This window comes from Microbacterium sp. W1-4-2 (genome assembly GCF_058349885.2).
Map to the genome: position 1 here is coordinate 288,804 of NZ_JBYRJC020000003.1, position 12,539 is coordinate 301,342.

The 12,539-nt window shown below is 66.0% G+C and carries 13 protein-coding genes; 2 read left to right on the plus strand and 11 right to left on the minus strand.

The genetic code is table 11. The features are described 5' to 3' along the window. Positions 1-2 precede the first annotated feature (2 nt). From AC3RX0_RS14005 to AC3RX0_RS14050, 10 genes are all read right to left on the minus strand, one after another. The gene (locus AC3RX0_RS14005; RefSeq protein WP_491506606.1) at positions 3-1,265 is read right to left on the minus strand and encodes a 3-isopropylmalate dehydratase large subunit; all 1,263 of its coding nucleotides are present in this window, start codon (positions 1,263-1,265) and stop codon (positions 3-5) included. Next, positions 1,265-1,780 (minus strand): LeuD/DmdB family oxidoreductase small subunit, encoded by a 516-nt coding sequence (locus tag AC3RX0_RS14010; protein ID WP_491506607.1) that lies wholly within the window; start codon positions 1,778-1,780, stop codon positions 1,265-1,267. Before AC3RX0_RS14010 ends, AC3RX0_RS14005 begins: the two co-directional genes overlap by 1 nt. Beyond that, entirely contained in the window at positions 1,777-2,856 is a 1,080-nt protein-coding gene (locus AC3RX0_RS14015) for an ornithine cyclodeaminase family protein (RefSeq protein ID WP_491506608.1), read from the minus strand. The genes AC3RX0_RS14010 and AC3RX0_RS14015 overlap by 4 nt, the downstream gene beginning before the upstream one ends. Next, a complete protein-coding gene (locus tag AC3RX0_RS14020; RefSeq protein WP_491506609.1) occupies positions 2,853-3,902 on the minus strand; it encodes a M24 family metallopeptidase in 1,050 nt (349 codons plus the stop codon). Before AC3RX0_RS14020 ends, AC3RX0_RS14015 begins: the two co-directional genes overlap by 4 nt. Beyond that, positions 3,902-5,050 carry a M24 family metallopeptidase gene (locus tag AC3RX0_RS14025; protein ID WP_498165990.1) on the minus strand — a complete coding sequence of 383 codons (1,149 nt, stop codon included), beginning with the start codon at positions 5,048-5,050 and terminating at the stop codon, positions 3,902-3,904. The genes AC3RX0_RS14020 and AC3RX0_RS14025 overlap by 1 nt, the downstream gene beginning before the upstream one ends. 262 nt (positions 5,051-5,312) lie before the next feature. Continuing rightward, positions 5,313-6,086, minus strand: a complete 774-nt coding sequence (locus tag AC3RX0_RS14030) for an ABC transporter ATP-binding protein (RefSeq protein ID WP_491506611.1) — start codon at positions 6,084-6,086, stop codon at positions 5,313-5,315. A 2-nt stretch (positions 6,087-6,088) separates the two neighbouring features. Further along, a complete protein-coding gene (locus tag AC3RX0_RS14035; protein WP_491506612.1) occupies positions 6,089-6,946 on the minus strand; it encodes an ABC transporter permease in 858 nt (285 codons plus the stop codon). Then, positions 6,939-7,472, minus strand: a complete 534-nt coding sequence (locus AC3RX0_RS14040) for a winged helix DNA-binding protein (protein ID WP_491506613.1) — start codon at positions 7,470-7,472, stop codon at positions 6,939-6,941. The genes AC3RX0_RS14035 and AC3RX0_RS14040 overlap by 8 nt, the downstream gene beginning before the upstream one ends. A 29-nt stretch (positions 7,473-7,501) precedes the next feature. Further along, positions 7,502-8,422, minus strand: coding sequence for an ABC transporter substrate-binding protein (locus AC3RX0_RS14045; protein WP_491506614.1), 921 nt, complete (start codon positions 8,420-8,422; stop codon positions 7,502-7,504). A 282-nt stretch (positions 8,423-8,704) separates the two neighbouring features. Next, positions 8,705-9,715, minus strand: a complete 1,011-nt coding sequence (locus tag AC3RX0_RS14050) for a carbon-nitrogen hydrolase family protein (RefSeq protein ID WP_491506615.1) — start codon at positions 9,713-9,715, stop codon at positions 8,705-8,707. Between the two features lie 108 nt (positions 9,716-9,823). Here AC3RX0_RS14050 and AC3RX0_RS14055 point away from each other — a divergent pair, with 108 nt between their 5' ends. Both AC3RX0_RS14055 and AC3RX0_RS14060 read left to right on the plus strand, forming a co-directional pair. Continuing rightward, positions 9,824-10,558 (plus strand): SDR family NAD(P)-dependent oxidoreductase, encoded by a 735-nt coding sequence (locus AC3RX0_RS14055; protein ID WP_491506616.1) that lies wholly within the window; start codon positions 9,824-9,826, stop codon positions 10,556-10,558. Beyond that, on the plus strand, positions 10,555-10,965 hold the full coding sequence (locus AC3RX0_RS14060; protein WP_491506617.1) for a Rid family hydrolase: 411 nt from the start codon (positions 10,555-10,557) through the stop codon (positions 10,963-10,965). The genes AC3RX0_RS14055 and AC3RX0_RS14060 overlap by 4 nt, the downstream gene beginning before the upstream one ends. 21 nt (positions 10,966-10,986) lie before the next feature. Here AC3RX0_RS14060 and AC3RX0_RS14065 read toward each other — a convergent pair whose 3' ends face one another. Continuing rightward, positions 10,987-12,465 (minus strand): helix-turn-helix domain-containing protein, encoded by a 1,479-nt coding sequence (locus AC3RX0_RS14065; protein ID WP_491506618.1) that lies wholly within the window; start codon positions 12,463-12,465, stop codon positions 10,987-10,989. Between the last annotated feature and the right edge of the window lie 74 nt (positions 12,466-12,539).

The window sequence follows — 12,539 nt, forward strand, 5'->3', positions numbered from 1 at the left end:
GTTCATGCCAGCACCGTCCGCGGATCGGTGATCACGCCGGTGACGGCGGATGCCGCGGCGACGGCGGGGCTGGACAGGTAGATGCTCGACTCGTAGCTGCCCATCCGGCCGCGGAAGTTGCGGTTCGCCGTCGACAGCGTCACCTCGCCGTCGGCCATCGCCCCGCCGCTGCCGGCGCACGCACCGCACCCCGGATTCGTCAGCAGCGCGCCGGCCTGGATCAGCGTCGTCACGATGCCGTCGGCGGCGGCCTTGGCCATGATGTCCGCCGACGCGGGCGTCACGACCAGTCGCACACCGGGTGCGATCGTCTTCCCCTTCAGGTATCGCGCTGCGACGGCGAGGTCATCGTACTTCGCGTTGGCGCACGACCCGATGAACACCTGGTCGACCTTCGTGCCGGCCACATCGCTGAGCGGGACGACGTTGTCGACGTTGTGCGGCACGGAGATCTGCGGCTCGAGCGTCGTGCCGTCCAATTCGATCGTGCGCGCGAACTCCGCGTCGGGATCGGAGGCGAGCGGCTCCACCGTGCTCATGTCGACGCCGTGCTCTTCGAGGTAGCGCATGGTCTCGGCGTCCGGCGGCACGAAGGCGTTCTTCGCACCCGCCTCCATCGCGAGGTTGCACAGTGTCATCCGCTCCGAGGTCGACAGCGACTCGACCCAGTCCCCGTGGAACTCGACCGAGAAGTAGGTAGCACCGTCTGCGGAGATGTCGCCGATGAGCTTGAGCATCACGTCCTTCGGATACACGCCCTCCGGGAGCGGGCCCTTGACGATGACCTTCATCGACTCGGGCACGCGCATCCACAGCTTGCCGGTGACCCACGCGGCCGTGATCTCACTGAAGCCGACGCCCGTTCCGAGTGCCCCCAGTGCTCCGTAGATGGTCGAGTGCGAGTCGGTGCCGATGATGAGATCACCGGGCTTGACCAGGCCGTGCTCCATCAGCACGACGTGCGCGATGCCGGCGTTGACGTCGAAGAAGTTCTTGATGCCCATCTTCTCGCGGAACCCGCGTGAGAGCCGGTGGTCGCCGGCGATCTTCGCGGTCTGCGCCGGCGAGATGTGGTCCATGACCATCGCGATGCGGTCCTTGTCGAACAGCTCGGGCTCGCCCATCTTCTCCCACGTCTTGATGCAGCGCCACGTCGCGGTGTGGCTCATGTACAGAGCGGGGTACGCGTCGACGATCTGGCCGGGCCGGAGGTCGCTCAGACCCGAGGCCCGCTCCAGCGCTTTGACGGCGAATGTCTTTCCCATCAGTCCTTCTCCTTAGCGAACGTCGCCATGAGGTGCGGGATGAGACCGCCCGCCTCGAGGATCTCCCGCAGCATCGAGGGGAATGGCGTGAACGGGAAGGTGCGCGCGCCCACCGTCACGCTGCCGGCCTCGTAGTCCACCCACACGTCGTCGCCCTCTTCGATCGCGTCGACCGCCGCAGGGCATTCGACGGCCACGAGGCCCGTGTTGATCGCGTTGCGGAAGAACACGCGGGAGTACGAGCGCGCGACGACGGCCTTGACTCCGACGCCGATCAGGCACGTCGAGGCCTGCTCGCGCGCGCTGCCGCAGCCGAAGTTTCGGCCGGCGACCACGACGCGACTCTGCTTCAGCTTGTCCTGCACGTCCGGGCCGAGCGGCTCGAAGGCGTGGGTGCCGAGCTCGACCGGGTCGATGCTCACCAGATAGCGGCCCGGGATGATGACGTCGGTGTTGACGTCGTCTCCGAAGACGATGCTGCGTCCGCCGAGGCGGTCCGCCACGGAGGCGCTCACGGGGTGGTCTCCTCGACGAACCATTCGGTCGGGATGACGTGGCCGAGGTCGCGTTCTTCGGCGAGTTCGAGGATCCTCGCGCCGACGGCGGCGAACTGGATGCCCATCCCGGTGTTGTTCGCGAAGATCGTGATCTCGTCTTCGCTCGAGCGGGCGGGCGTGGGATCGACGAGGATGTCGCCGAGCTCCTGGATGTCGTCCCACTTCTTCAGGCCGCGTTCGACGGGTCCGAGGATGTCGAACTGGCTGTCGTGGTGCACCTGCTCGCGGGAGAACACCACGATCCGTCCCGCGCGGTCGAACGCGGTGTCGTCCAGCTCGCGGCGCTTGGCGGTGCCGTCCGGGCTGGTGATGCACGACACGTGCGTTCCCGGCTCGATCCACGCACCGTCGAACACCGGATCCATGGCGGCCGTCGCCGCCGTGACGATCCCGCAGCCGGCCACGGCCTGCTTCGGGTCGTCGACCGCGATCACGTTCCGGCCCGTCTTGGCCGCCCAGTCGGCGGCGAACTTCTCGCGGCGCTCACGGGTGGGGCTGAACACCCGGATCTCTTCGATGTCGGGGCGGACCAGCAGCAGCGTCTCGAGGTGGGCGGCCGCCTGCCAGCCCGCGCCGAACAGTCCGGCGACCGTGACGTCCTCGCGCGACAATTCGCGGATGCCGAGGGACGTCGTGGCACCCACCCGGTACTTCTGTATCACCGAGTCGTGGATGATGGCCAGCGGCGCGAGCTCGGTGAGGCTGAACAGGGTGACCAGGCCCACGTAGTTGCCGCCGGGGGCCACCGGCAGCAGTCTGCGGCGCTGCTCCCCGGTGGGGAGGGTCTCGACGCCGACCATGTCGGACGTGATCCTCGTGCCCCATACCCCGCTGGAGAGGTTGCCGCCTTCTTGCGATTTGAACCGGAAGCGGAAGCCCGGGTACCGCTCGTCCTCGACGGGGAAATAGGTGTGGTTGCGCGGGCGGTTGTGGCCGCGGCCCTGCGCGAGCTCGCGGTAGGCGACTTCGAGGACCTCGATGACATCCTCGGCGCTGAGCAGCTGCTCGACGTCGGCGTTGGACAGGACTCTCACTTGTGGTCTCCTTCGATCACTCCGGTCAGAGGCTGGATGCCGGTCGTGGTGACCAGCACCGTGTCGGTGAGCACGCTGCGAGTGCCGTCTGCTTCGACGACCTCGATGACGACGGCCGCAGCCTCGCCATCGGCAGGGCCGCGCTCGGGCGGCGGCTGCAGTTCCCCGCCCGTGGCGAAATCCGCCTGGCTGATCCAGCGCACGCCGACGACGGCGTCGGCGGGGATCCCGTCGAGGGCCGCGAGCGCGGCCGCCTCGACATCACTCCATGACGCGCCGGCACTCAAGACGGACAGCGCCGCCCGCTGTGCGCGCCGCAGCGCGTCGAGCCACGGCTCGTCGCCGAAGGTGCGCCCCACCAGAAGCCAGCCATGCCGGTATTCACCGGCGATCTCGACGGTGACATGGTCGCCGTCGACCGCGCTGCGGAAGAGGATGTCGGCGAACCCGCCGCTGCGAGCCGTCTTCTCGACAGCGGCGACGCGCTCGCGCGCATGCAGTCCTGGCTCGGCCGCGACGTCGAGCGCCTCGCGCAGAACGGCGGCGCCGCTGCGCAGCAGGTCCACTTCAGCGGCGGAGGGGATGCTGCGCTGATCGCGCACGATCGGGCCGAGCGGCACGATCTCCCAGTCGGGAACGGCCTGCGTGATCTCGGCGACGATGGCAGCCGGCCACAGCTCGGCGTCGATGAGCCCTATCCGCCCGGAGGATCGCTCCCCCACATAGTCGGCGACGAGTCCGCCGATCGCCCGGCCGCTGCGCAGGTCGGTCAGTGTCGAGTTGCGCTCCATCCAGGGAAAAACCCGCATCGACAACTTCGTGAGCAGGGTCAGCTCTCCGCGGGCTGGGATGGCCAGCACGCCCTCGTTCCAGTAGATGACGAGGTTGGAGAGGTATCCGATGTCATCGCCGCGGGACACGTCGTTGTAGACGAGCGCGAAGTCCACGCCCGCGTCCCTGAGCTCGGCCTGCACGCGCTCGGCGCGCTCCTGCCACTCCTGCTCGCTCACCTCGTCATGGTCGAAGACCACGAGTCCGCGCTTCATCACCGGCTCCCTTCGTCGGACGAGAACAGTCGTCGCTCGGTCTGCACGAGCTGCTCCGCGCCGTCGGCGGTGACGACGATCTGATCGCCGAAGACGTGATAGCCGGCGATCGGCGTGAAGGTGTTCGGGTGGATGATGAACGTCGCACCCTCGGGGATGACCGTGTGGTTGCCCTCGATGATCGGGAACTCGTCGAGGTGCAGGCCCAAACCGTGACCGCGCACGCGCGTCCATCTGTCAGAGCAGTACTCGCCGTAGCCGTGTCTGCGGAACACGTCATTCTCTGCCATGGCGACTTCGTGGGCCGTGACTCCGGGGTGCACGGCGGCGACACCCGCTTCGGCGGCTTCGTGGAACAGATCGAAGGATCGCTGCTGTTCGGCGGACGGGGCCCCGACCGTGACCGAGCGACAGATCTGCAGCCAGTACCCGCCGGTCTGCGGCGTGAGCTCGGTGCGCACCATGTCGCCGACCTCGAGGCGCCGCCTGCTCGGCGGCGTCATCCCCCGGACCTCGTCCTTGCCCGAGGCGATGAGCATGAAGTTGTCTTCGGCGCCGAGACGCTTGATCTCGCTCTCGACCGCCGCGACGATCTCGTACTCCGCCAGACCCGGCTCGACGACCTCGACGAACGCCTGCCACGCAGCATCCGATACGCGGGCCGCCTGCCGCATCCGATTCAGCTCCCATGGGCTCTTGGCCATCATCGCCACGTTGAAGATCTTCGTCGCCGAGACGAGCTCGAGACCGAGTCCCGCGTTGCGGACCGCTCGTTCGAATCCGAGCGGGAGCAGTTCGAGGTGCCCCACCCCGATGCGCCGCGCACCGCTGGCCCTGATCGCATCGGCGAGGGCGATCGCGTCCGGCAACGCGATGGCGTCAGCCTGTGACACCCAGCCGGAGCGCCGCAGCGGCGTGATGTCGGCGAGGCGCGTCGCGAAGGCGCGGACCTCATCCGCGGTCACCAGGACGAATGCCGCGGCGGAGCCGATGGCGGTGTCCGTCAAGTACCGGACGTATTCGCGTCGCCACGCCGGCGCGTAGGCCAACAGCGCATCGAGTCCGTGCTCGACCATCGCCGCGCGCAGCTTGTCGTGCCGCAACCGCCGCTCGGCGGCGTCCGCACCGGAGACAGGAGCCTGCTTCACATCTTGCGAACTGTTCAGTGTCATACCGATCCGCGTTCCTCGCTCTGTCCGACGACCGGCCTGCCGGCCGTATCGGAAGCCGTCATCAACATATTACATATCCCTAACTATATAGACCCTTGATTTAATTTCGGGCATTCTGCAACCCGTGAGGAGTCCTCGGATCAGCGCGACTGCGCGAAGGCCATCCCCGATCAGTGGTCGACGCGGCACCGGAACCCGCGCGAGCGGCGAGCTCAGACCGGCGGCGTGACCGCCGGCATCATTGCGCGGCGCCCTCCATCCGTAGGAACTCCGACGTGATGTCCTTCTCGAGAGCGAACAGCCGATCGTCGTCCGGATTGCGCACGTGCGGGACGTCGACGTCGACCTCGAGGTGCACACGTGCGGGCCTGGTGGTGATCATCAGGATCCGCGTGGAGAGGAATACGGCCTCGCGAATGTTGTGCGTGACGAACAGGATCGTCCGTCCGGTCTCCGACCAGATCCGCACGAACTCCTGCCGGAGTCGTCGAGCCGAGAACTCGTCCAATGCGGAGAACGGCTCATCCGCGAGCAGCAGATCCGGTTCTATGGCGAGTCCTCGCGCCAGAGACACCCGCTGCTGCATTCCACCGGACAGCTGCAGCGGGAAGTAGTCTCCGAACTCCTCAAGTCCCACCAGGCGCAGATACCGCTCGGTCCGCTCACTGATCTCGTCGCGGTGCAGCTTCATCTCCTTCAACGGCAGCGCGACGTTCTGACGCACCGTGAGCCAGTTGAGCAGCCTCGGCTGCTGGAAGACCACGGAGATCTTCACGTTCGACCTGGTCTGTGTGGTCACGCGATGGCCGGCGAGCGTCACCCCGCCGCTGGTCGCATCGTCGAGTCCGTTGATGATGTTCAAGAGAGTGGACTTCCCACACCCCGATGGGCCGAGGATCGATAGCAGCGCCCCCTCTTCGACCCGCGTGTCCAAACCGGAGAGGACATCCAATGGACTCGTCCCGGCCCGCGGGAAGCTCTTCTTCAGGTCCTCAATCGCGAGATATGCCATTGCTACGCCCCCTTCTGTCCTTGAGCGACCGGTCGCCACCTCGTAAGGTGCCCCTCAACGGGCTTGAGGATTCCGTACTCGATGATCAACAGCGTCACGGTGAACAGCAGCGTCCACGCCATGACCTGCACCATGCTGAAGTTCCCGAACCAGTAGTTCAGCGTGTAGCCCACCCCGCTGGACAGACCGAGAAGCTCGACGACCGTGACGATCTTCCACGAGATCCCCAGCCCGTATCGCAGCGCCGCCAGGATGTACGGGATCAGCTGAGGCAGCACCACCTTGAACACCACCGAGACGCGTGAGAACCGGAACGACCTCGCCATGTGGATCAGATCGCGATCGATCGCCTTCGTCCCCTGCCACATGTTGATCGCGATCGCCGGCATGACGCCGGCGCCGACGGCGATGATGGCCGCCCAGTCATTGAGGCCGAACCACAACAGGCACAGCATGCCGTAGACGATGGCGGGAATAGTGAACAGGGCGAGCACCCACGCGTCCAGGAGCTCCTCTCCGAGACGGGAGAGCCCCATGATCACTCCGGCGATGATGCCCGACGTCACACCGAGGGCCATTCCGAGGAGAACCCGGAAGACCGTTATCCACAATTGATAATAGGTATTCGGCTCGGTCAGATTCTTGCCCAATTGCGCCAGGACGTCGATCGGACTCGGAAGCACTGACGAATTCATCGCCATGGACACGACTTGCCATACGACCAGGAGGGCGAGGACCGATATCACCCGATTCCTGGTTCCTCTTATGAAACGAGCGCGCCGCAGCTTCGCCAAAGTGTCATTGTCGAAGATGACCTTCTCTTCTTCACTGACGGCGGCTTCGGAATGCGAATCAATCATGTGACGTATTGCCTCTCGAATTGGATTGCGGCGACGAGTCGGTCCGGTAGAATTCCGTCGCGCGCCAATAGAGTCGTTCAAGTACGGCATACAGCTCGTCCAGGCTGCTCTCATCGAATTCTGCCGTCAGGAATTCCCGGAAGTTCTTCAGCGCCTCCGTTCCGGCCGCCACGGCCGCCACGCCGGCGGGTGTCGCCTCGAGGACGACCGTCCGTCGATCGCCCTGACCCTGCGACGTCTTCAGGAGACCGCGCTTTACGAGCGCGAACACGCCTTCTGAGACCGCTGCCATGGTGAGATTCGCGCGGGCAGCCAACTCACTCATGGACGAATACCCGGATGCCACTCGAGAAATGGTCCGATATTGCCGGAATGTGAGCGGCACCTCCAGCCCCTGCAGAATAAGACCGTGAATCCGATTCAACCGAGCAGGAAATGCAAGGAGAATGTCATCGCGCTGATCCTCTTCTCGCGGATTCGATCCGCCGTCTGCAGTGGACTGAAGGTGCACATCTCGTTTCATCATGCGCCCGATCCTACAACTCGGCATCCCGCTCAGGACGAGAACGGCAGGTAGTCCAGCGAGAAGAGCGCGTCATCGACCTTCTTCGGGAAGTTGGGATCGAGATACGGAGTGATCGCGTCCATGAGCTTCTTCATTCCGTCCACCTGAGTCTGACCATATTCCGTGAGAAGCGACTTGGAGTAGGCCGCCTGGAATGCGGGCGCCTCGTCTGACTGTCCCACTGCTGCGGCGTAGGTCTTCCACACATCGGCGCTGCTCGTGATGTCGACGAGGGCGTCGTGCAATGCACTCGAGAACGCGCGGACCTCGCCGCAGTGCTTCGATGCGTACGACTCGGTCGTCACCGGAGCCAGGTAGACGGCGTCGAAGCCGAACTCCTTGGGGAAGTCCACGCCCAGGTCCGCGATCATCCGGTACTTGCCCGAGGCGCGCTGCCCCGCGCTTCCATCTGCGCCGAGGACGGAGACATCCAACTGTCCGTTGCTCATCAGCCCGAGCAGAGCCGCATCGGGTGCGACGTGCACCTTCCCCGCCGCCTTCGAGAACAGGTTGAAGCCGAACGCCTTCTCGGTGTAGGCCTGGACGATCGACCCGATCGCCCCGTTCGTCGGAGAGAACGATCCGATGCGCTTGCCTTTGAGTTCGGCCAGGCTCTGGTACGGCGAGTCCTTCTCGACGAAGACGCCGTTGTTCGCCGTGGCGAGGGCGCCGATGATGATGACGTCGGACCCCGTCGCGCGCGCCTGGACCATCGTCGGCAGGCCACCGAATCCGAAGTCGACTGCCTTCTGCACGATCGCGGGTGCCGTCGCCGTCGGATTCTGGAAGGAGTGCACCTTCAGGTCGAGGTTGTACTTCTTGTCGAGCCCCTCGCTCTTCACGTGCTTGATGACGAAGTCCTGCATGCCCGGTCCGGTTGCGATGGATGCCTCCGTGAGCTTGGCTGGCATCTGGCATCCGTCCTGGGCGGAGTTCTCTGCCGGTGGATTCTGCGACGACGGCGCAGAAGAACAACCGACGAGGCCTGTTGCGGCCAACAGCACAATCCCCAGCGCACCGAGCGATTTTTCGAGTCTCATCTCGGGAATACCTCTCTGTCTTCGGCGACATAATCGGTCTGCTTCATTGCAGGGCTCGAGGCCATGGCGACCCGAGCAAGGTACACGAAAAATCAGTTAGGTACCCTGATAATCAACGTGCTGGAATATGTCTAATCGATCGTCTCCATCGTGTCAAGCATCTGTGCCGGCACCAGCCCGCGTCCCATTCCCAGGGTCGGCGCTGGGCGCGTACAGCCGGCGCTCCTGCTTGTCCACCCCCAGCTGGAAGACATCGGCGCGGTTGTAATGCCCCGCGAGGTCCGCGACGAACTTGGCTCGGACGGCGGCTTCCAGATCGGCATCGGCGACGAGCACGCCGGTCCCGTCGCCTATCGGACCGGCGATGACCTCGGACGACGGAGACACGATCACCGAACCTCCCGTGGACGAAGGACTGCGCAGGAACGCGGCATCCTCGGGCAGAAGCTCGAGCCTCCGGATCGTGTCCTCATCCACGACGCCGCACGCAGCGACGACGAAGGCCTTGGACATCTGCGCAAATGCCGTGGCGGCATTCGAGACGCGAGATCGGAACGTCTGACCGCCGGGTCCGAAGGTGGGTGGCCAGCTCATGCCGTGCACGCGGGTCCCCTCGGCGATCAACGCGAAGATCGCCAGCGGATTGGAGTTCTCTCCGCACACGAGAGAACTTGCCGGGCCGAACTCGGTCTGGAGCGCGCCGAAGGTGCTCGCCGATCCGGCGGCGTGCACCAGTCGCTCGGTGACCGTCGGGACGAGCTTCTGATGCTTGCCGAGGTAGCCGCCGTCGGGGCCGAAGTAGACCTGCGTGTTGTAGAGCGTGCCCATCGTGTCGGGCAACCGCTCGCACACGCCGAGGACGACGTACGCGCCGGCGTCGCGTGCGGCCCGGGCGACCGGATCGAGATGCGGGCCCGGGACTTCGACGGCGTTCGTGAACAGCTCCACGGAGAGCCCGGTCGCAAACGCCCGCATCGCCGGATGGTACTGGTACCAGATCGGGTGCGCCGGAACGAATCCCTCGGGGAAGACGATGAAGTCGGCACCGTCGCGTCCGGCGACGCGAATCAGGTCGGCCGCGCGGGCGATCGAGCCGTCGCGGTCAAGGAAGACGGAAGCCGCCTGCACCGCAGCGATCCGGATGCGCGGATATCGATCTCCCACGATGACCACCTCGATCTGTTCCGGGACGACTCTTGTCCGGCTGGCCGAGATTATATAGGCTCCCTGATTAATTAGATACTGAAGTATCGCGCGATCGGGAGGTCCGGCATGCCAGTTGGGTACGACTTCAGCGGGAAGGTGATGGTCATCACGGGTGGGGGCAGTGGCATCGGCGCCGCCACCGCCCGTTCATTGGCCGCGGCCGGCGCCCGCGTGGAGATCCTCGACATCAACGTCGAACTCGGGACCGCGGTCGCCGAGAGCCACGAACTCATCGGATTCCACGCCGTCGACGTATCGGACCACGATCAGGTCGTCGAGGCGATCACCGGCATCGCCGCGGAGCACGGCAGGATCGACGGCCTGATGTGCTGCGCGATCGTTCAGCCGCTCATCCCCGTGGTCGAGATGACTCCGCAACGACTCCGCCGCGTCTTCGAGATCAACGTCGAAGGCGTCTTCTGGGCCTGCAAGGCGGTCGCCCCCGTCATGATGCGCCAGGGGAACGGCGCCATCGTCCTGTTCGTGTCGGGCACGGCCGAGTTCGGCAAGGTGCACTCTTCGCCCTACACCGCGTCGAAGGGCGCCGTCTCCGGCTTCGCCCATACCTTCGCGAAGGAGGTCCAGCCATACGGCGTGCGCGTCAACATGCTCCGCCCGGGCATCATCGACACACCGCAGTTCCGCGGTTCGAATCCGGATGCCGACTATTCGAAGCTCGATCAGCCCGAAGACGTCGTGGGCCCGGCCATGTTCCTCCTGTCCGACTATGCGACCATGACGAACTCGCTGCTGACGAGGGAAGGCTCGGTGCCGAGATCTCCCTTGCAGGTGGCCGGATGACCGCGCGGCGCGGCCGGGCCATCCCCCTCGATACCGCGCTGATCCGAATGCCGGCACCGCTCACGACGGCGTTCGCCGTGCCGGCAGGAGCACGACTCGTCTTCTTCAGCGGATTGACCGCCAAGGACTCCGAGTCGCAGACCGTCGCTCCCGGCGACGCGGGCGCCCAGGCCGAGCACATCTTGGATGCGATCGACGACGCACTGCGACAGGCGGGCGGCAGCCTGGAAGACGTGATCAGGCTGACCGTCTATCTGCAGGACCGCGCGGATGCGCCGGCCGTCGGCAGGGTGCGCGCCCGACGGTTCGGCACGGCTCCGCCGCCCGCCTCGACGATGGTGATCGCACAGCTCATGTCCGACGACCAGCTCGTCGAGATCGAGGCCGTAGCCGCGCTGGCGGACTGAGCGGCGCACGCGCCGGCGCGCTCACTCCGGGGCGTGCGCCTGCAGGAACTCGTACACGTCGGTCGTGTCGATGCCCGGGAACGCCCCGGTCGGAAGCGTCGCCAGCAGGGTCCGGGGCGTCGCCACGTTCGGCCACGAGCTCCCCCGCCAGGCGTTCTCGAGCTCGGCCGGGGCGCGGCGGCAGCACACCTCGGTCGCGTGCTTCGAGACGCCCCGGTTGGGGGTGTCACGGCCGAGGAACCATTTCGTGTCGTCGAACCGCACGCCCACCGAGACCGAGTGCGCGCCCTCACTCGAGGTCTGCACGCGCGCCGTGCACCAATACGTGCCGTTGCCGGTGTCGGTGTACTGGTAGTACGGGTTGAACCGGTCGGGGATGTCGAACACCTCGCGGCTGGTCCACTTGCGACAGCACATCTGACCTTCGATCGAGCCCAGCCGGTCGGTCGGGAAGTTCACGTCGTCGTTCTCGTACGCCTTCGTGATCGTGCCCGATTCGTGCACCTTGAGGAAGTGCACCGGGATGCCGAGGTGCATCGTGGCGAGATTCGTGAACCGGTGCGCCGCAGTCTCGTAAGACACCGAGTACGCGTCGCGAAGATCCTCGATCGAGATCGCCCGGTCCTTCTTGGCATCCTGCAGGAACGGCACCGCATGCGCCTCGGGGATCAGCAGCGCTCCGGTGAGGTAGTTGGCCTCGACCCGCTGCCGCAGGAACTCGGCATAGCTGGTCGGCTCGGCGTGGCCGAGGATGCGGCTCGACAGCGCCTGCAGCACCGCGGTGCGCGAATCGCCCTTCGCCGTCAGGGCACTGGACAGGTACAGCCGCCCGTTGCGCAGGTCGGCGACACTTCGGGTCGTGGTGGGCAGGTCGGGCACGTAGTGCAGCGTGAAGCCCAGGTGCGCGGCGATGTCGGACGCGGTGCGCTGGGTCAGGGGGCCGCCGGGGTGTCCGACGGCGTCGAGGATGCCACGGGCCTGCGCTTCGAGCTCGGGAAAACAGTTGCTCTGCGTGCGCATGAGCCGGCGCAGTGCGAGGTTCGCGCGGCGCGCCTCTTCGGGGGTCGCCGACCGCTCGTCCTTCAGCCGGTCGATCTCTCCCTGCAGCGCCAGCAGCGCCTTGAGCATGTCGTCGGGAACGGACCGGCCGACCCGGAACGGCGCGATTCCGAGCGTGCGGAACGTCGGCCCGTGCATCGCCCGCTCGAGGGCGATCTCCATCGCCGCGCGTTCGTCGAGGGGCTGGGCCTCCAGCAGCGCGTCCAGCGTCGTGCCCAGCGCGCGGGCGATGGCCTGCACCTGGCTCAGCTTCGGCTCGCGCCGCCCGTTCTCGATCATCGACAGCTGACTCGGGGCGCGTGAGACGACCGACGCCAGGTCTTCGAGCGTCATACCTCGGGCCGTGCGCACCTGACGGATCCGGCGGCCGATGGTCAGAGCATCCACCTCTCCATCGTCGGGGATGATCGAGGCGCTTTCCTGCTCGACGTCGAGTGACATGCGGCGATCTTCTCACGCAAACAGAAATATGCCCAAACTTCACACAGCTTTTGGTCGAGCGTCGTGCCGGGAGG